This is a genomic window from Microvirga antarctica, assembly GCF_017921815.1.
Classification (GTDB): domain Bacteria; phylum Pseudomonadota; class Alphaproteobacteria; order Rhizobiales; family Beijerinckiaceae; genus Microvirga; species Microvirga antarctica.
The window spans coordinates 357376-376794 of the sequence record NZ_JAGEMM010000001.1 but is presented as its reverse complement, the minus strand read 5'-3'; the positions used below and the strand labels follow the sequence as shown (position 1 = coordinate 376794).

The window sequence follows — 19419 nt, the reverse complement described above, 5'->3', positions numbered from 1 at the left end:
TCTATTTCCGTCGGTTCACCGCGTAAGCCTTGAGAACTTCGTCCTTCATGGCCTCCCAGATGTTGCGATAAAGTTCAATAAAATGTGGCTGATGCCGGATCTCCGCCACATCGCGCGGACGTGGGATATCGATCACGAACTCTCCTATGGGGCGGGTCGCGGGGCCGGCCGAGAGAATGACCACACGATCCGACAGCGAAATCGCTTCCTCCAGATCGTGCGTGACGAAGGCTACCGATTTGCGATCTGCAGACCAGAGGTCGAGGAGCTCATTCTCCATCAGGGTCCGTGTCTGCACATCAAGAGCGCTGAATGGCTCGTCCATGAGAAGAATATCGGGATCCGTAACGAGCATCTGAGCAAGTGAGACGCGTTTGCGCATGCCGCCCGAGAGCTGATGTGGGTATTTGTGCTCGTGCCCAGCGAGTCCGACACGGTTCAACCAGACTCCGGCGCGGTCCTTGCGCTCCGCCAGGGGGACGCCTCTGAATTCCAGGCCGATCTGAGCGTTGTCCAACGCGCTGAGCCACGGGAAAAGGCTGTCTGACTGAAACATGTATCCGGCCTTTCTGTTGAGGCCGGCGATCGGAAGCCCGAAAATTTCAACCGAACCGCTCGTTGGCTCAAGCAGGCCGGCGATGACATTCAACAACGTTGATTTGCCGCAACCTGTCGGTCCGATGATCGATACGAATTCGCCGTCGGCAATTGTCAGGCTCGCATCCTCGACGGCCGTATAGTCCGCAAACTGGCAGGTGACACCTTGGAGTGAAACGGCCGTAGGCCGAGAAGCGGCGGACAGGATCACCGACTGGGCAACTGCTTCCACGATCAAATTGCTCCTTGATCAGTCTTTTGCGCCCGGCACCTGGCACAGTGGCCGGCCGGAGAGACCTCATGACCGATTACACGGGGGACGCGAGAGGCTAAACCGTACACGGGAGGCATTGGAAGTCAATATGATTGATTGACCAGTCAATAAACCCAGAAAGGGTTGGCAAGTTTGGGTTATTTTAATCGTCTCTTCAATACGGTCGTGAGAAGAGGGGATTTGTCCTGCCCTTTTGCCGGCTCGCGGACCGGAGCGCTGGTCGAATTCATTGTCGAGCTCTCAATATTCTCGATTCTAAGAGAGGGAGTGGACAGAGCAACATCGTAAAATGATTGTTCGATCAGTCTGAATCTGGTAGTGATGGTGCCATCGTTGATGCGAGATTTGGCCGCGAGGCAAAAAACTCCTTCAGGATTATAGAGGTCGATGAGGAGCATGATGACGGCCGATACACGCGCAATTGACTATTGGACCAACATCTTCACCCCGGACGGTCTGCGGAACATGTATCTTGAGAACGACGAGCTTCATAAGCTCGTTTCGTGGTGGAACATGGACGAGCGCCTCAAGGGATACTCACCCGCCGAGTTCGTGGACATGCTTGATGAAGTCGGGGTCGGAAAGGTCTTTGTGCCGAGCTTCAAGATGTGGAGTTTCAAGCACAAGGCACCGCTACTCGATGTGAAGGCCTCGGTCATAAGAGACTTGATGGAAAGCTGCGGCGGACGGGTCGGTGGTCTCTACGGGGTCGATGTCACTCTCGGAATGGACGGCGTGCGCGAACTCGAGAAAGCCGTTAAGGAATGGGGGTTCGAGGGCGCTCATATCCATTCCTACGGGTGGGGCATGCCTCTTAACCATCGTGACTTCTACCCGTTCTACGCCAAGTGTGTCGAACTCGATGTGCCCGTGATCCTTCAAACGGGGCATTCCGCCGAGCGAATGCCATCCGCCATGGCACAGCCCATCCTGCTCGACGACGTTGCGCTCTATTTCCCGGAGTTGCGCATTGTCGCGTCGCATACCGGCTGGCCATGGGTTCAGGAACTGATCGCACTCGCGTGGAAACACCCGAACCTTTACATAGGGGCGGGAGCGCATGCGCCGAAATATTGGGATCCTGCGCTCGTTCAATTTCTAAACAGCCGTGGGAAGGGGAAGGTCCTGTGGGGGACTGACTTTCCCGTTGTGAACCACGCCGACAGCCTCGCCCAGGTAAAAGTATTGAGCCTGAAGCCGGATGCACGCGAAATGCTTCTCTACAAGGCTGCTCGCAACGTCTTCAGAACGCTGTAATTGATTGGACACCCCATGGAACGTGACTCGAATCGTGTGTCGCGCGACGATTCGGTTTATGATCGCCGGCGCCTGCGGGAGATGTTCGCACCGCCTTCCCGCTACGCCACCAGCAAGGTGATGCCTCTCGATGTTGCCATTGCCAAGCACGTAAAGGCGGGAATGACCATTCATTTCGGCTACACGGGCGCGAGACCGATGGCGGCGAGCAATGCTCTCGTGCGAGCCTTTGCGGGTACCAAGCCAAATTTCTGGGTCGTCTGCGCCGGAATGGTTGCCAATCAGGCTAGCCTGGTTTCGGAAGGCCTCATCCGGAAAATGACGGTCTCTTTTGTCGGAGAGAACTACCCGACAGCGTCTCCACACCGGATATTTCAGCATGCGATCAACTCCGGCTCGGTCGAGATCGAGAACCAGTCGCTTTTGGTTATCGCTCAGCGGCTCGCCGCGGGAGCATCAGGCTTTCCATTTGCCCTTACGCGTTCGCTGATGGGCAGTTCGATGGAGGATAACCCAAGCTTTCAACAGATGGACGATCCATTCGGCAGCGGTGAGAGGATAGGCTTGGCGGAGGCGATCGTGCCAGATGTCACGATCGTGCACGGACTAGCAGCTGATGAGCAGGGAAACATTCTGGTTTCTCCACCATTCGGCGAGGGCGATATTGTTGCGTTCGCCGCGAAAGCGGGCGTGATCGCCACGGTCGAACGCGTCGTGTCAACCGATGTGATCCGCGCCAACCCGACCCTAACTCTAATTCCCTCGCATCGCGTTCTGAGTGTGTCGGAAGCCCCGATGGGGTCTCATCCTTACGCGATCTACAACCCGGGCGGCGTCGATGTTGCGGCTTATGTGGAGGATTACTCTTTCTTTCGCGAAATTCGGCTGGCCTCGCGGACAAAGGAAGACTTTGACCGATGGGTGAAAGAATGGATCCTGGACGTTGGAAGTCACGAAGACTATGTCCGCAAGCTCGGCGGAGATCGGGTTCAGATGCTGCGAGGCCGCTCCCTCACCGAGAGCTGGCAGGATGATCTCACTCCCGAGACGATTGATTCGATCGTGAGTCGAGAGGGTCATGACGCTATCGACGCCATGGTTGTTGCAGCGACTCATGTGCTGGAACACAAGGTCAAGGAAGAGGGCTTCGAGATCATTGAGGCGGGCGTCGGTTATGCCAACCTCGCGGCGTGGTTAGCCGTTTCCAAGTTACAGATCGATGACGGAATTCCCGTCGAACTGGTGGCAGAAATCGGACTTTACGGTTTCATGCCGCAGCCTGGCGAACCCTTTATTTTTGCCAATCGGAATTTGGCGAGTGCGAAGAGTTTCACAACGGCCTTTGGTGTCCTTGGACAATTTGTCGGGAGCCGTCACAATAACTGCCTCTCGATCATCGGTGCGGCGCAGATCGACGCAGAAGGCAACATCAACTCGACCTACGCCCAAGATGGTCGTTTTCTCGTCGGTTCGGGTGGCGCAAATGATATCAATTCTGCATCGCGTGACATCATCGCGATCACGCAACAATCTGCGAAGCGGCTCGTTACAAAACTTCCCTATATCACCAGCCCCGGGCGACTGGTTTCCACTCTCGTGACTGACCTCGGCATATTCGAGAAACGAGAGGGACGGTTCGCATTGACGGGCATATTCCCACAGAATGATCTCTCGCAATCTCAAGTCGTCGAAAAAATACGTGCAGAATGTGAGTGGACCTTCGATGTCGCGGCGACCCTTGACGTCGAGCCGATGCCGACACGCGAAGAGCTTATCCGGTTGCGCCTATTCGACCCTCGAAACGACTTTCTGAACGGCAGAAAGAAATAGATCATGAGCACGACAAAAAAATCCTCCCGCGTGAAAACGGAGATGGCGACCCTTGACGTCGATTCCATCACGGTTCGTGGCCATAACCTTGTCGACGAACTCATCGGCAAGATCGATATCGCGGACTTGTTTTTTCTAGAAGTTTCTGGAAAATTGCCGCGGCCTGCCGAGTCCAGATTAATCAATGCCATGGTTGTAGCGATTGCCGAACATGGCATGATGCCGAGCGTAATAGCCGCTCGACTGACATTTCTTGGCGCACCGGAATCTCTGCAAGGGGCTGTCGCGAGTGGCTTGCTCGGGGCTGGCGATACGTTTGTCGGGCCTTCAAGCAACGTGGCGAAGATGCTCCAGATTGAAGCTGCGGCCTTTGATGGTTCGATGGCGGAGAAGGCGAAATCTATTGTCGAATTGTACACCTCTACGAAGCGCCGGATTCCGGGGTTGGGGCAGCCGCACCACCCGGTTGATCCGCGCACACAGAAACTGTTCGACATGCAAAGAGAGTTGGGCGTTCCTACGCTGAACACGGAGTTGATGTTGGAGATTCACCGTTTTGCGGTCCAGAAGCTACAGCGACCGCTTACGTTGAACGCAGTCGCCGCTATCGGGGCGATTTCCTCGGATATCGGTTTGGATTGGCGGGCTGTTCGCGGAATCGGGTTGATTGCTCGGACGGTCGGTTTGATAGGCCACGTTCTGGAAGAAATCAGAATGCCACAGGCCAACGCTATCTGGGATCTCGTCCAGCAGGCGACGGATTACTCCGATCCGCATCCCTAGTGACGGCCAAACAGGAGAGGCCATATGCTCAGATTCGAAATCGATGATGGCATCGCTCGTTTGACGATGTGCAATCCACCTGTCAATGCCCTATCGCGCGCATGGGGCGACCATCTCTGCAATATGCTGGATGAGTTGGAGGCACGAGACGATTGGCGGGTTCTTGTCATCGCGAGCGATCAGAAGGTTTTCTCGGCCGGCGGAGACATCAAGCAATATGCTGATCGGCTGGATACCGGTAAGGCTGGAGAATTGCTTGCCGTAGAGGCGCGGTACTTTCAAGGCCTATTCGCCCGCATCGCCGCGCTTCCGCAGATCTCCATCGCAGAGATTGCCGGTGTTGCCGCTGGCGGCGGGATGGAACTCGCACTCGCTTGCGATCTGCGGGTGGCGGCTAAGACTACGAGGCTCGGCTTGCCCGAGGTTGGGGTGGGACTGTTGCCGGCGGCGGGAGGGACGCAGCGCCTGACGAAGTTATGTGGCCGAGGCATCGCACTGCGCCTGATTGCCGGGGCGGAGTTGGTGTCAGGCGAGGAGGCGCTACAGCTGGGCCTCGTGGAATGGATCGCGGTGACAGATGAGATTCGCGAAACGACGGACCGCATTGCCCGCAGGCTTGCAGAAATGCCGCCCGAAGCACTGCGAGCTGCAAAGGCGTGCATCACGGCAGCAGACGATCCATCCTGCGATGGTTATGCCTTTGAACTCAGTTGGCCATCGCAGTTGATGGAAAGCCAGGCCACCCGCGATAGCATCAGAAAGTTCCTCAGCAAACGAAAATGAGGCTTCCGAGTTATAACTGATTGATCATTCAGATTGACAGTTTCCATTACTGGACCTAGGATTCTCGCGGATCAAAGACCCAGTCCGAGCCAATCGAACCGCGACGCGCGCCATTCTCGCGACCGGAAGCAGGGATCGCGGCTGTCAGCAGGAACAATCCATGGATTTGAATATAGCAGGGAAAACGGTTGTGATTACCGGCGGAGGTTCGAATATCGGACGCTCCATCACGCTCGCCTTTGCGGAGGAGGGAGCCAATATCGTTATCGCGGACATCGATCAAAGCCAAGGCGAAAGGGTCGCGAATGAAGCGATTGCGGCCGGGGCGAAAGGCGCGATAGCCCACAAGACGGATATCACCAGTATCGAGTCGGTCACCGCGATGGTTGCGCGAGCCAAGGCGGAGTTCGGCCCAGTCGACATTCTTGTCAACAATGTCGGATGGACTGTCGAGGGTCTTTTCGTGGAGCAGGAGCGCTCGCAGTGGGAAAAGGAAATTCAGATCAACCTGTGGGGAATGATCAACTGTACCCGCTCCGTACTCGACGACATGATCGCACGCAAATCCGGTGTAGTCGTGAGCATGGGATCGGACGCAGCCCGGATGGGAGAGTTCCGTGAAGGCGTTTATGCCGCCTGTAAGGCGGGGGTCGTCGCGCTAACCAAAACTCTGGCACGAGAATACGGAAAATACGGCATCCGTTTCAACGTCGTTTGCCCTGGAACCACGATGCCGGATTCCGACCAGGAGATCAGCGACCTGTCGATGTGGGCGCAGGGGCAGAAGCGCTGGAACACTCCGGAAATGCGAGAGAGAATTGCTAAGGTATACCCGTTGCGCCGTATTGCTCGTCCGGGCGAGGTGGCTCCTGTCGTTGTGTTCTTGGCATCTGACGGCGCAAGTTTCGTTACTGGGCAGACCATCAGCGCCAGCGGTGGTTACACGATGATGTGACGTTGGCGGCTGCTGTCGGGTCAACGTTTGAGGCGCGCGAGGCGGGCGCACGCAAGACCCGCCGGGAGGAAGAACGATGATCTTCGAAATGATCCTCGATCCTGAAAGGAGTGACGCTTACGTTGCTGACGGATTGTGGAATAATCGCACGTTGATCGACGCGTTCGACGAGCACGTCGGGGCGACGCCAGACAAGATGCTCTGTGTCGCAGCGCGAGATGTCCGGTGGAGCTACCGCGACGTGGCCGATAAGGTTGAGGTACTGGCAGCCAATCTCGCAGGGCTCGGCATCGGACATGGGGACGTACTCTCAGTCCAATTGCCAAACTGGGGGGAGTTTCTTCTTATACATTTGGCTGCGACCAGACTCGGCGCAGTGACGAATTCGCTGCTTCCGATCTATCGATCCAAGGACATCGCTTACATCATTGGACTCGCCAAAGCCAAAGTTGCGATCATACCGAATGACTTTCGCGGCTACGATTACCCCGGGACATATCGGAAGCTTCGGCCTGATCTTCCGGACCTCGAGCGTATATTCGTCGTCGGAGACGCCTGCCCGGTGGATATGACGCCATTCTCCGACCTGATGATCGAAAACGGCGCGGCCAAGGTCCCGCGCCGAAAATTCGATGGAAACGACGTGACCATCCTGATCTTTACTTCAGGAACCGAATCCTCACCAAAAGGTGTCATGCACAGCCACAACAGCTTGATGTATGGCAACCTCGCTGGCGCACAGCGTCTCTCGCTGACGTCAGATGAAGTCGTCTGGGCCGTGTCCCCGATTTGTCATGCGACGGGTATCGAGTGGAATCTTCGTCAAGCAGTCGTATTGGGTGGAACGCTTGTGATGCAGGAGATCTGGAACCCGGAATTGGCTCTGGAGCTCATTGAGAAGGAACGCTGCACCTACACCTGCGCGGCGACGCCGTTTGCCACGATGCTACTTGAATCCCCGTCGCTCGCGACACGAGACTTGTCGAGCTTTCGCGTGTTTCTTTGCGGAGGGGCTGCCATCCCGCCGACACTTGGCGCTGAGGTGCGCGAATCGATCGGGTGCAATCTCGTTCCATGCTGGGGCATGTCGGAATGCTTTGCTGCGACGATGGGCTCTGTCACTGACCCAGATGACAGGAGATGGGGAACGGACGGCAGCGCACTCCCTGGCGCGGAGGTCGCGATCCTCGGCGAGGATCGAATTTCTGTGCTGAAAGACGGGGAGATCGGCGAGATCGGCACGCGCGGCCCGCACGTTTGCCTTGGCTATTTCCGCGATCCAGAAAGGACAGCCGAGACATTTTCGAGAGATGGATGGCTATTCTCCAATGATCTCGGCTTTATCGACGATGCAGGATATTTAAAGGTCGTCGGACGAAAGAAGGACATCATCAATCGCGGCGGGCTGAAGGTCAGCGCGCAGGAAGTGGAGACGGCGATCGCCGGGCATCCCGTCGTGCTTCGCGTCGCGCTCGTCGGCATCCCAGATCGACGACTGGGTGAAAAGGGTTGTGCTTTTATCGTGCCTCGGGAAGGCAAGGATCTTTCTCTCGAGGATGTGACTGGCTTTCTCGACAAGCTTGGCATCGCGAAATACAAGTTCCCGGAGTTTCTGTGCCTCGTCGAGGAACTGCCAATGACGCCCACCGGGAAAGTACAAAAATTCAAACTTAAGGAGGACTACCTTGCGAGACTGGGAAGTTTTCCACGTGCTTGAAGACTGCGCTCCAGCTATTCTCGTTGCGGCTCATTCATGTTGACACGCCGTGATTGTCGCCGATAAGTCGAGCGGAACGCTTGCACAGAGCCGATTTTTTCAGTCGACGGTAGCGCTCACCTTCCTTCTCCGAACGGAATCCGCATGAACCGCCCCATCGTCAGCCAAGTTCAGAACGAAAAGCTTATCGTTGATCGTCGGGAGCGTATCATCCGTGCTGCGATCACGGTGTTTCGACGCTCCGGCTTCCACGTCGCCACCACAAAAGACATCGCGCACGAAGCCGAGCTTACGCAAAGCAATCTTTACAACTATGTGAGATCCAAGCACGATGTCCTTTTCCTCGTCTGTGAGCATTTGGTGCAGCTCTATCAGGATGCGGTCGACGAGACGGTTCTAAAGCACGAAGACTCGCACAGCCGTCTGGTGGAAGCTCTTCGCTCGGTCATAAGGGTTATGAGTGCGCATCGGGACGAGGTGCAACTCCTCTACAACGAAACGCACGCGCTCGAGAAGGCGGATCGAAAGATCATTCTATCGTCAATTGCCAAGCTTATTAAGAGTTTCCAAATTCTCCTTAAAGACTACGAGCAGGAATACGGACCTTGCCTTGTTGCGAACCAAAGGATTGCTGCCAATCTCCTGTCATTCGTTCCAGCTATCGTCGCCTTGAGATCATGGGATCTTTCGGCCCATGCAGAACGCCCCGAGATCGAGGAAGCGGTCTTCGCCTTCATCCTTGCGGGCCTCAACATTCCCAGCCAGAAGCAGAAGCCGAAACAACGACGCAAGCCATCGTCTTTGGCGGATGGCAGCCTGCCGCTTTGAGCTGTCAAGTGTGTAAAGGTAAGGCGCCCATGCGCATTGAAGTTCAATCGATGCACTAACTCGTACCGATCGCGCGCCAGTTCTCTTCACGCCCGATAGTGAGGTATGCCGCCGCCATCGATGAAGATCGATTGTCCGGTAATGTATGCAGCTTGTTCGGACGCCAGCCACGCAACCATGCCGGCGACATCCTCCGGAGTACCGTGGCGGCGAGCCGGAATGGTAAGCGCGCTCTCCGCAAAGGCGACTTTCCCGTCCGAATGTCCGGAACGGTGGGCCGTCCTCTCCGCGCGCGCCGTCAGAATCGATCCAGGGCAGACGGCGTTGACCGTGATACCCTTGTCGGCAACGTCGACTGCCAACCCTTGGGTGAAACCCACGACCGCGGCTTTTGATGCGGCGTAGACCGCACGAAGCCGCCGTGGCTGGCCGACAATTGCAGAAGAAATGTTGATAATGCGTCCGAAGCCCCGTTGGCGCATTGAGGGAAGGGTGGCTCTTGAGAGTAAGAAAGCGCTGCGGGCATTGATGTTCATCACCTCATCCCACGCCGAAAGAGGAACGTCGTCCACTTCTGCCCGGTCGGGACCATGGGCAGCGGCTGCGTTGTTGACCAGGATGTCGAGATGGCCGAAGTGATCGAGGACCTCTTCGACCATCTTCTTCACGTCCGCTTCCGAAAGCAGATCGCCCCGCAGGGATAGTGCAGTCCCGCCTTGGTCAACGATCTCGTCGACCAAGGCATCTAGCGCGTCGTGAATCGGGGTCGATCTGCCGGAGGTCGATCGACGTGGGATATCGCTGATCGCTACCACGACGCCGTGCCGCGAGAGAGTCAATGCGCAAGCCGCGCCGATACCGTTCCGCTGGCCACATCCTGTCAGCAGTGCGACCCGGCGGTCGAGCGAGGTCAATCCGGTAATCCCTCATTTTGCGAGCATAGAATGGAAGACATCTCATTTCCTAACGGAAGAAAATATTAGAATTCGAACTACCATGCACCTTTACTCATTTTGCATTTGCCTTCTCGGCGAAGCTATTGTCGAAGGTGGCGGCGAAATCGACTTTCTTCGGATCGATCTGCGGATCTTCAGTCAAGAGAACTTTGTAAACCCCTTCGGCTTCTGCCTGTGTGATCCTTCCGTCCGGTGAAAGCCCTGTCAGATTTTTCTTGATGGACTCCAGATAGAGACCCGGATTTTCCTTCCAGAACTGCTCTGGGACGGCGGCGCGAACTTCCTCTGGGGTGGCCGTTGGGATCCAACGGAGCGCTTCGACGAGCCCGGACACGACAGCTTGGACCGCCTTGGGGTTTTTGTTAATATAGGTGTCGTGCGCCAGGAGATTCAGGAACGTGAAGTCTGTGCCCAAGGCCTCTCTCGTTGCCGCAGCGTCCCGCAGGTCGATGGCGGCTGTCACGTCGCCGGATTGCTCCAGCATGGTGATTACGGGATCATAATTGACGATCGCCTGGATCTCGGAGCCCGTGCGGATTGCCGCCAATGCGCCGGCCGTGTTGCCTATTCCGATTACGCCGACCTGGTCCGGCTTGATGCCGCTTTTGGCAAGGAACAGGTTGAGGAATGAATGCGTGGCTGAGCCTGGCGCGGAAACACCGACATTCTTGCCAACCAGATCTCTGACGCTCTTGTAATTTGGTGCGAACGCTTTCGTGACCGCCAGAACGACTCCGGGCGCTTTGCTCATGGAAGCGACGCTTTTAACGTTGATGCCTTTCGAGCGGAGGCGGATGGCGTGCTCGAATGTGGCCGCCACGAGGTCAACATCCCCGCCAACGAAGGCCTGGACGCCTTTGCTGCCTGACCCGAAATCTATCACTTCCAGATCAACGCCCTGCTTCTCGATAAAACCCTTCGTGCGGGCAACATTGAAGGCAAGCAATGCGATCTGGCTCGAGGAGCCGGCAATGCCAACCCTCACTTTTTCGGCGGCGGTTGCCGGTGTCAGGGCAAATGCCAGGATTGTGGCGGTGGTCAGCAGGCCGGACGCGATCGCTCGTAGAGAAAGTCTATGCATTTTTTCCTCCCGTTGAAAGTGGCGACGCCTTGACCACTAAGTGACGATGGTTGGCGCCTTATGACCCAATTGGCCCGATAATTATCGTCGCCATAGGAGACCAGTCGTGGGCATGGCTGGCGATGTGAGCACTCGTTCCTGGCCTCTGGTGTCAGTATCCGCACCCGAATGAGCCAGTACCGTCGCATGCAAGTGGTGTGGAGATAGAAACCTGAGCCGTGCAAATGGCCTTTCACGTGACGTTGAAAACGAGGCCTCTCTTTCTCTATTTCTGTCTGTGGACTCTGATTGAGATTATTCCTCTTGCTCAACCGGCTTCAGAGACGGATCAGGGCAGTCTCGAGGACTCCAAAATCCTATAACTCTACGTCAACGTCAATGCTGCCTGATCAATTAATCAGAAATGGTTCGCTTCCGGGCTGTCCCCGAGGCTTCAAGCGCCTTCGGAGGTGGGTTCTTCATTTCCGAGTAGCTAACCGAGGAAAGAGGGCGCCGGGTCGGCGTGCGAGTGAGACGCGTGGACGCCGCGGAGTGACCTTTGCAGGGCAAAGAGGTCGCTGCTCACAACCCTGTCATATCTCGAGAAGTTCGACGCCACACAACCCAAAAGTGGAGAGGAACCTCGCGCGGCCGTCTTCGACCGGGGGGGCGCCGCAACGACGTGAAAAAGCTTCGCGTCAGCAAGCCGGCTGCCTTCGCAGACATCGCGTGAACTCAGGAGGCCCGACACTTCTGGAGGCGATCGAGGATCGCGTTGCAAGTTGGATAGATTACCCACTTTGGTGCCGCTCCGCTCTGCGCCGGGGTTCCTACACGATACTTTTCGAGTTTCTACGGCTCTTGCCTCGCGAGGTGCCCTGCACTGCGAGAGTGCGGGCAGAATTTGGAGCAAGGGTTTCCTGCCTCCGCGTTACTCAGTGTCCGGCACGCCTGTTTTCATAGAACCGCTGACACCGGCAGCGCCCGCAGCCGGTGCGGGGGAGGCAGAAAGCAGATCGGTGATGCCCACGGCGCAGGGATCGCTGCAGGCGGGCATTGTCAGTGACGTTCAAAGGCCGATCCTCGTCATCTGAACGTCCGGATAGCGCTCACCGAGAGCCGCAGTCCTCGGGAACGCGGCCGAAATAGTCTCGCGTTCAACGGTCGTCAGCGAAATTCTCTCGGATGCAACATTTTCCCTCAGGTGTCTGACGGATTTGCTGCCGGGAATTGCCAGGACGTTTGGTGCTTGAGCCAGCATCCATGCCAGCGCGACCTGAGCCTTGCTACAGCCATGAGAGATCGCCGCTTCGTCTAGAATGTCCAGCAGGCGACGATTTGCGGCGTAGTTCTGCGGTTCAAAGCGGGGCTGGTGGCGGCGTGAGTCCTGCTCGGAGAGCTCGTTGAGCGGCGGGACCGCGCCGGTTAAGAAACCGCGACCGAGCGGCGAGTACCCGACGAAAGCCATGCCTAATTCCTGGCACAGGGGAATTGCCCAATCCTCTGGCTCGCGCGACCACAGAGAGTATTCGGATTGGAGAGCTGCGAGTGGATGGGTTGCATGTGCCCTCCGGATCGTCTCAGCGCCGGCCTCGGAAAGACCGATCGCTCGGATTTTCCCGGCCTGTACGAGGTCCGCCATGGCGCCGATCGTCTCCTCGATCGGTACCGTCGGATCGATCCGATGGACGTAGTAGAGATCGATGGTCTCGACGCCGAGATTGCGGAGACTTTTCTCGCAGGCGCTTCTGACGTAGTCCGGCCGCCCGCAGGTTTCCCAACGGCCTGCATAGGCCTCGGCCACAGGCGCGGCTCCGGCGTGGTCAATGTTGCCGAATTTCGTGCAGATGACTGCCTCTTGGCGGCGGCCTCGCAATGCTTGACCGAGCATCTTCTCGCTGACACCGGCGCCATAGACATCCGCGGTATCGAAGAGGTTGGCGCCGAGATCCAAGGCCGCCTGAACAGTGCGACTCACCTCGTCCTCGTCAACATTCCCATAAACACCGGCAAAGCTCATACAACCCAGCCCGAGACGCGCTACCGGCAAATGGAGAGCGCCAATCGTCGTAGTCTTCATGATCGTATCCGATTCGCACGGGGTAATTTCGACGACCCAACGCCGTCCGTTTTTCTGACTTACGGTGGTGGGACTGCTATGGTTCGCGTGTCGCTCTCTGTGTATAGGCCGTGCTTCAGGCAACGGCCGCGGCAAGATGGCGAAGGGGTGTCGACGGATGAATCCTGGTCAGCAAATGGCGAAGGCATCGAATCTCGCGTATGACGCAATCCGAGCGGGCATCATGGATGGCCGTTATGCCGCGCACTCGCACCTGCGTGAGGCAGTCATCGCGGCTGAGATCGGCGTCAGCCGCACGCCGGTGCGCGAGGCGTTGCGGCGGCTTGCAGCCGATGGCTTTGTCACATTCGTCGCCAATCAAGGCGCTTACGTTACGCCATGGTCGGACGAATCGTTTTCCGAGTTGATCAGCGTCCGCGCGGAACTCGCGGGGCTCGCGGCTGGCGGCGTCGCCCGACATGCGAATGCCAGCGAGATTGCCGCGATGGAAGACATCGTCCGGGCCATGGCGCTCATCGATACCGATGACAACCACACCAGGATCGACGAACAAACGCGCCTCAACGTCCAGTTTCACGAGATCATCTCCCGGAACTGCGGCAACCGATGGCTTGCCGCGCTGCTTCAGCAAACCTCTAATGTCGCAAACATCCAGCGCGCTTACTACGCCTATAGCGCAGAGGATTGGGCACGAGCCGTCTCTCGCTACGCGGAGATGATCAAGGCTTTCCGCGCCGGCGACGGCGTCTGGGCGGCTGCGGTCTTCAAGTCGCATTTCCTAGCCTCCCGGAATGCTATCATGAGCTACGCCCTTGAGAAGAATTCAAGTGCTGCAACCGCGCCGAAGCTCCGCCACAGGGCGGCCGCGAAGCGCGTTATCGATTGATCTCCGGGACTTTAATTCCAAGAACATCGGCACTCGTCCGGCCCTGCGCAATTCCAGCGAGTATCTCGGCCTCCTTGCTCTTGACCTTTTCCACTTCCGCCCACACGCTCTCGACCAAGTGCAGCGGCACGACAGCGACGCCGTCATCGTCTGCGAGGATCAGGTCTCCGCTGCGCACGGTGACTCCCCCTACAGCCACATCGCCGTCAACCATTCCAAACCCACCCTTCTGTCCACCGCGTGGCGAGACGGCGCGACAGAAAACAGGAAACCCCAGCTGAGCGATTTCCCCCGCATCGCGCGTTGCGCCATCCAGGACAATCCCGGCAAGCCCGCATCTCTTCGCCGCGTCAGTGAGAATGCCACCCCAGACCGAGGTATCGGGATGCGCGCAGGCATCGATGACGAGAACCTCGCCGCGGCGCGCGATGGCAAGCGCCACGTGAATGGCAGCGTTGTCTCCGGCAGGAACCTGCACGGTGCGCGCCTGGCCAACAAGCGCCATTCCCGGCCGCAGAGGTTTGATCGCACCGATCATGCACCGCGCGCGGTTCATCGCATCGCCAGCGATCGCGGACGGGCAACCGACCCACTTGGCGAGGGTCTCCTTCGAGAGGATGGAGAAGTCGGCGGCGTAGCGTTCGAGCGGCATGAAAATCTCCTAAGCATGGCGGCGCAGTCTGGATGGTTGCAGCTGTCGTCGCCCATCAGTGAGCAGGCGTTACCGGGACATAGCCGTAGTCTCGCTTGGCGGCGTCTAAAGTCACGAAGCCGCGTTCGATATCTGCCGCGATCGCGCTTCGATCACGCAGCGCCGGGTCGCCGTAGCCGCCGCCGCCGGCCTCAAGGAGATGAAGGTGGTCGCCCGGCTTGAGATCGTAACGCCCCTGCGCCTGAACATCCTTGCCGTTCACCCTGTAGCTGCGTAGAGCGCCCGGCTTGCCATCGCGCGAGCCAAGAGCGGGAAACACCGTCCGTGCGCCCATGGCATAGACCGTCAGCGCGTGCCGGGTGTCGTTGCGCATGGCAATTTCCTGGCCGAGGCCGCCGCGAAACTCTCCGGCCCCGCCGCTGTCGGCGCGCAGTGTCCGCGACAGGACCCGGATCCCCGTCAGCACCTCCCAGGTCTCTGTAGGCATGACCATCATGTTTGATGGAGACGGAGTCGTCGCGAGGCCGTCGAGACCCGCCATGGCTCCAAAGCCACCCGCCGAAAAGAACAGTGTTGTAAATTCCTGACCTTTCGGGTTGCGACCGATGACGTTCATGATGTTCGTCATCCCGGAATCCGCCTGGACGCGCTCCGGCATCACCTTCGCGATGGCACCGAATATCAGTGGTGCGATGAAGTGTCCGACCATGAATCGTGCGCCCGTCGCTGCTGGCGCCACAGCGTTGAGAATGCATCCGGCAGGCGCTTTCACTTCTACTGGTGTCACGGACCCGGCGTTGTTCGGGACATGCGGCAGGATCAGCGCCTTGATTGCATAAGCAGCCATTGCCTTTGTGTAGCAAAGGGGGACGTTGATCGCGAACGGCACCATGGGGCCGGTGCCCTCGAAATCGACCATCAGGCGGTCGCCGCTGATTTGCACCGCGCAGGCAAGAGTCACGGCTTCGTTGAAGGCCTCAACCTTGATCTCGTTGCGATAGACACCATCCGGGACGGCAGCAATACTTTGGCGCATCGCTGCTTCCGACTGCTCGATGATCGCATCGGCCAGCGGGACGAGATCATCGATGCCATAGTCATCCATGAACTCCACGAGCTGCCGGCAACCGACATCCGTTGCGGCAATATTCGCCATGAGGTCGCCGATGACCTGTTCACTGACCCTGACATTCTTTCGAATGAGTTCAATCAATTCGACATTGGGTTCCCCTGCGCGGACAATCCGCGTGATGGGAATCTGCAGTCCTTCCTCATACATGTTCTCGTTGAGCGTCGAGAATCCTCGTCCGCCGATATCGGGCAGATGACTGATGCTCATGGCAAAGCCAACGATTCGCCCATCTTTGAAGGCAGGTTGCATGACATTAAGGTCCCAGAGATGCCCAGTGCCCATCCAAATGTCGTTGGTGAGGATGACGTCGCCTGGCTTTAGGGATTCGGGCGGAATGGCATCGAGCATATGGCGCATGGTCTGGGGAGCTGTCCCGATGAACACGGGAACGCTCATGGTACCCTGGGCGATACTGCGCCCCTTTGCGTCGAACAACACGCACGACAGATCATAGTTCTCCCGCGCGATGGTCGAGAACGACGTCCGCACCAGTGCCTGCACGATTTCATTGGTGACCGAGATGAGCCGGTCCCAGAGAATGCCAAGGCTCACTGCGTCAAAAGATCGCTCGGTACTCATGACAGGCCTCCGATTTCGGCAACAAGGTTTCCGTGGTGGTCAATCGTCGCGCGGTCGCCATATCCGAGGACGCAAGTGGATTCACGCTCCTCGACGAAGGCAGGGCCGTCGACATAGTCGCCCGCACTCATCAGATAGCGGTCGTAGACCGGGCACTCGACATATCCCTTCTCAGGGAAATACGCCTGTCGTGTCGCACGTGGAGCCGCTCGGCCGCTGGTCCCGTCGGTCACCGCGCTGTCTGCAGCCACCGGCGAAGGTCCGATGACCTCGACTTTCCAGTTGAGAATTTCAATCGGCTCATCGAGGTAGCTGAGCGAAAAGATATCCCGATAGGCCGCCGCGAATTTTCCGGGAAGGCTATCGAAAAGCATCTGTGGTGTTTCGTTCTCTGGCAGGACTACTTCGAGCTCGTAGCCCTGACCCTGATAGCGCATGTCGAGAGAGCGCCTGACCGTTAGATTGGGCCGGTTTTCGGTGCGGGGAAACAGAACCTTCTCTGCCTCGCCCTGCAGCCCTGCAAAGTATTCCGCGAAGGCTTCGGCGGTCAGCGCGGTGAGCGCGACACGATTGCTGCGCGCGAGTTGAAACGATAGCGGGGAGACCAGCATGCCGATTGCCGACATGACACCTGACCCTCGTGGGTAGATCACTTTTGGAACACGAAGTTTGCGCGCGATGCGTGCCGCATGCGCCGGGCCTGATCCACCGAACGCAACCATGCTGCAGCGGCGGTAGTCAAAGCCGATATCGGACGCATGGACGCGAAAGGCTCGTGCTACGTCCTCATTGATCGTCTCGTGAATTCCCCACGCCGCCCGCGCGAGGTCGAGGTCGAGCTTGGATGCGACACGAGATCTGATCGCCCGCTCGCTGGCCGCCCGATCAAGACGCATGGTGCCGCCGAGGAACGTGTCGGCGTCGTAATAACCGAGTGTCAGGTTTGCGTCGCTGAGCGTCGCGTTCTCGCCGCCGCGGCCGTAGCAGGCAGGGCCGGGATCGGCGCCGGCGCTACGCGGTCCAACACGCAGGAGGCCACGATCGTCCAGCTCCGCGATTCCTCCGCCGCCAGCACCGATTTCGATCATGTCAATGACGGGAATCTTGACGGGCAATCCGCTTCCCGTCTGGTATTCGTGAACGCGGGCGACTTCAATTTCGTACTTCTTGCGGGGAAGGCCGCCACGGACGATCGAGCCTTTTGCCGTGGTGCCGCCCATGTCGAAGGACAGAAGATCGCTCACGCCGACGCGGCGGCCCACATCTGCAGCCATCAGCACTCCGGCAGCAGGCCCGGATTCAAGCATCCGCACCGGATACCTGCGAGCAATGTCCGATGTCACCGTGCCGCCGCTTGACGTCATGATGAAGAATGCTCCGTTGAAGCCGAGATCGGCGAGACTGCCCTCCAGGCGGCCGAGATAGCGATCAACGAGCGGGCGGACATAGGCGTTCACGGCCGCCGTATTCCAACGCTCGTACTCGCGCATGAACGGCAGAACGTCGGCCGAGTACGTGACGTAGAGCTCTGGAAAAAGATCGGTGATGTGGGCCGCGGCTTCCTGCTCATGGGAAGGGTTGCTGAACGAATGCAGGAAGCAGACCGCCAACGCTGTGATGGCATGCTCGTCGATGAGAGCTTGCACGGCTTTCTCGACTTCCCGGAGATCGAGGGGGCTGAGAACGGAGCCGTCCTCGGCAAGACGCTCATGGATCTCCGCGCGACATTCGCGGTCGATGATCGGCTCAGGGAGTGTCATGCGCAGGTCGTAGAGATCGTAGCGACGTTCGAGAGCGATATTAAGGACATCGCGGAAGCCTGCCGTTACGAGCATGCCAGTGGGCGCGCCCTTGCGTTCGATGACGGCGTTGGTCACCAATGTTGAGCCGTGAATAATCGAAACAACCTGTGAAATGGAGACGCCCGTCGTGTCGAGAAGCCGACGAAGTCCCTCCATGACTGCAAGCGAGGGATCCTTCGGTGTCGTCAGGATCTTGTCAAACGACAGCGCGCCAGTCGCGTCGTCAATCATGGCAAAATCTGTGAACGTTCCGCCGATATCGATGCCAATGCGATAGGTCATGTTTTCCTCTTGTTTCGCCATGACGCACGTTGCCGGGAAAGCCAGCCAGCGACGCCTTCGGGGAATAGGATGACGAAGAAGATCAAGAGCGCGCCGATGGCGACCTGTCCGTACGTGGACCCGATCATGCGGAGGAGCTCGCTGGCGAGATAGAGCACGATGGCGGCGAGGGCCGGACCGATGATGGTGCCGATTCCACCGATCGTCGACATCGCCACGACAAGCATCGTTGTAGCGGGCCCCAGCTCGCTCGGGCTGATCAGACCGAGGTAGTGCGCGTAGAGAGCGCCAGCAACACCGGCAAAAAAGCCGCTAAGAGCGAAAGCCGCGATCTTGTGACGAACGACATCGATTCCGAGGGAACGTGCACGCAATTCGTCATCGCGAACGGCCTGGAACGTCATGCCAAGGCTTGTGTGCCGGGCAATGTAGTAGATGACTGCAATGCTCAGGCTCGAGACGAGCAGAACCACATAATATGAGTTTGCCGCCTCGCCGCTCAGCCGGAAGAACGTCGGGTGCAGGTTGAAGCCGAGCGATCCTCGCGTGAGATCGTGCCAGTTCGTGGCGATGATTCTGAGGCTCTCTGCGAATGCCAGCGTCGCAAGTGCAAGATAGACTGCTCGCAGACGAAGGGTCGGGATACCGATCAGGATGCCGAACACGCCTCCGGCTAGACCGCCGATGGGCAGACCAAGCCACGGTGACAATCCAAAATGATAGGTGGCGAGCGCGGCGGCATATCCGCCCAAGCCGAAAAAGCCGGCATGGCCGAAGCTGACCAGCCCGGCAAAGCCGATCAGAAGGTCCCAACTTGCGGCCAGCATGGCGTAGATCATCGCAAAGCCGAGGATGCTCAGGATGAATTCGTTCGGCGCCAAGCGTGGCACCGCCAGGGCAATGATTGCGAGCACGGCGACAGCGATCATCGCAGCGCTGCGCGACGATGCGGGTTGGTTCATCATC

The 19419-nt window shown here is 58.1% G+C and carries 16 protein-coding genes; 8 read left to right on the top strand and 8 right to left on the bottom strand.

Annotated elements, in window-relative coordinates; all coding sequences use genetic code 11:
- Position 1: 1 nt before the first annotated feature.
- Positions 2-808 (bottom strand): ABC transporter ATP-binding protein, encoded by an 807-nt coding sequence (locus J4G32_RS01870; protein WP_343232568.1) that lies wholly within the window; start codon positions 806-808, stop codon positions 2-4.
- A 462-nt stretch (positions 809-1270) separates the two neighbouring features.
- Here J4G32_RS01870 and J4G32_RS01865 point away from each other — a divergent pair, with 462 nt between their 5' ends.
- The 7 genes from J4G32_RS01865 to J4G32_RS01835 all read left to right on the top strand — a co-directional run bounded on the left by J4G32_RS01865 (position 1271) and on the right by J4G32_RS01835 (position 9024).
- Positions 1271-2128 (top strand): amidohydrolase family protein, encoded by an 858-nt coding sequence (locus J4G32_RS01865; protein WP_210483567.1) that lies wholly within the window; start codon positions 1271-1273, stop codon positions 2126-2128.
- 15 nt (positions 2129-2143) lie between these two features.
- Positions 2144-3958 (top strand): CoA-transferase, encoded by a 1815-nt coding sequence (locus tag J4G32_RS01860; protein ID WP_210483564.1) that lies wholly within the window; start codon positions 2144-2146, stop codon positions 3956-3958.
- A gap of 3 nt (positions 3959-3961) precedes the next feature.
- Positions 3962-4741 carry a citryl-CoA lyase gene (locus J4G32_RS01855; protein WP_210483561.1) on the top strand — a complete coding sequence of 260 codons (780 nt, stop codon included), beginning with the start codon at positions 3962-3964 and terminating at the stop codon, positions 4739-4741.
- A gap of 24 nt (positions 4742-4765) precedes the next feature.
- Positions 4766-5524, top strand: a complete 759-nt coding sequence (locus tag J4G32_RS01850; RefSeq protein ID WP_210483558.1) for an enoyl-CoA hydratase/isomerase family protein — start codon at positions 4766-4768, stop codon at positions 5522-5524.
- A 160-nt stretch (positions 5525-5684) separates the two neighbouring features.
- Entirely contained in the window at positions 5685-6479 is a 795-nt protein-coding gene (locus tag J4G32_RS01845; protein WP_210483555.1) for an SDR family NAD(P)-dependent oxidoreductase, read from the top strand.
- Positions 6480-6555: 76 nt separating this feature from the next.
- Positions 6556-8196 carry an AMP-binding protein gene (locus J4G32_RS01840; protein WP_210483553.1) on the top strand — a complete coding sequence of 547 codons (1641 nt, stop codon included), beginning with the start codon at positions 6556-6558 and terminating at the stop codon, positions 8194-8196.
- 144 nt (positions 8197-8340) lie between these two features.
- Positions 8341-9024: a TetR/AcrR family transcriptional regulator gene (locus tag J4G32_RS01835; RefSeq protein ID WP_210483551.1), complete on the top strand. Its 684-nt coding sequence runs from the start codon at positions 8341-8343 to the stop codon at positions 9022-9024.
- A gap of 86 nt (positions 9025-9110) precedes the next feature.
- On the opposite strand, the gene J4G32_RS01830 is transcribed toward J4G32_RS01835, so the two are convergent.
- The 3 genes from J4G32_RS01830 to J4G32_RS01820 form a co-directional block, all read right to left on the bottom strand.
- On the bottom strand, positions 9111-9938 hold the full coding sequence (locus J4G32_RS01830; protein WP_210483548.1) for an SDR family NAD(P)-dependent oxidoreductase: 828 nt from the start codon (positions 9936-9938) through the stop codon (positions 9111-9113).
- Between the two features lie 94 nt (positions 9939-10032).
- Entirely contained in the window at positions 10033-10926 is an 894-nt protein-coding gene (locus J4G32_RS01825) for an ABC transporter substrate-binding protein (RefSeq protein WP_210483545.1), read from the bottom strand.
- A 1183-nt stretch (positions 10927-12109) separates the two neighbouring features.
- A complete protein-coding gene (locus J4G32_RS01820) occupies positions 12110-13120 on the bottom strand; it encodes an aldo/keto reductase (protein ID WP_210483542.1) in 1011 nt (336 codons plus the stop codon).
- Positions 13121-13187: 67 nt separating this feature from the next.
- On the opposite strand from J4G32_RS01820, the gene J4G32_RS01815 reads away from it, so the two are divergent.
- Positions 13188-14006, top strand: a complete 819-nt coding sequence (locus tag J4G32_RS01815; RefSeq protein ID WP_210483540.1) for a GntR family transcriptional regulator — start codon at positions 13188-13190, stop codon at positions 14004-14006.
- Here J4G32_RS01815 and J4G32_RS01810 read toward each other — a convergent pair.
- Genes J4G32_RS01810 through J4G32_RS01795 form a run of 4 tightly spaced genes read right to left on the bottom strand, consistent with a single transcriptional unit; the run spans position 13996 to position 19418 of the window.
- Positions 13996-14658, bottom strand: a complete 663-nt coding sequence (locus tag J4G32_RS01810) for an RraA family protein (protein ID WP_210483537.1) — start codon at positions 14656-14658, stop codon at positions 13996-13998. The two genes, J4G32_RS01815 and J4G32_RS01810, sit on opposite strands and share 11 nt — an antisense overlap.
- Positions 14659-14713: 55 nt before the next feature.
- Complete coding sequence (locus tag J4G32_RS01805; RefSeq protein ID WP_210483534.1) at positions 14714-16369, bottom strand: hydantoinase B/oxoprolinase family protein; 1656 nt, start codon at positions 16367-16369, stop codon at positions 14714-14716.
- Positions 16366-18453, bottom strand: a complete 2088-nt coding sequence (locus J4G32_RS01800) for a hydantoinase/oxoprolinase family protein (protein ID WP_210483531.1) — start codon at positions 18451-18453, stop codon at positions 16366-16368. The genes J4G32_RS01805 and J4G32_RS01800 overlap by 4 nt, the downstream gene beginning before the upstream one ends.
- The gene (locus J4G32_RS01795; protein WP_210483528.1) at positions 18450-19418 is read right to left on the bottom strand and encodes a branched-chain amino acid ABC transporter permease; all 969 of its coding nucleotides are present in this window, start codon (positions 19416-19418) and stop codon (positions 18450-18452) included. Before J4G32_RS01795 ends, J4G32_RS01800 begins: the two co-directional genes overlap by 4 nt.
- Between the last annotated feature and the right edge of the window lies 1 nt (position 19419).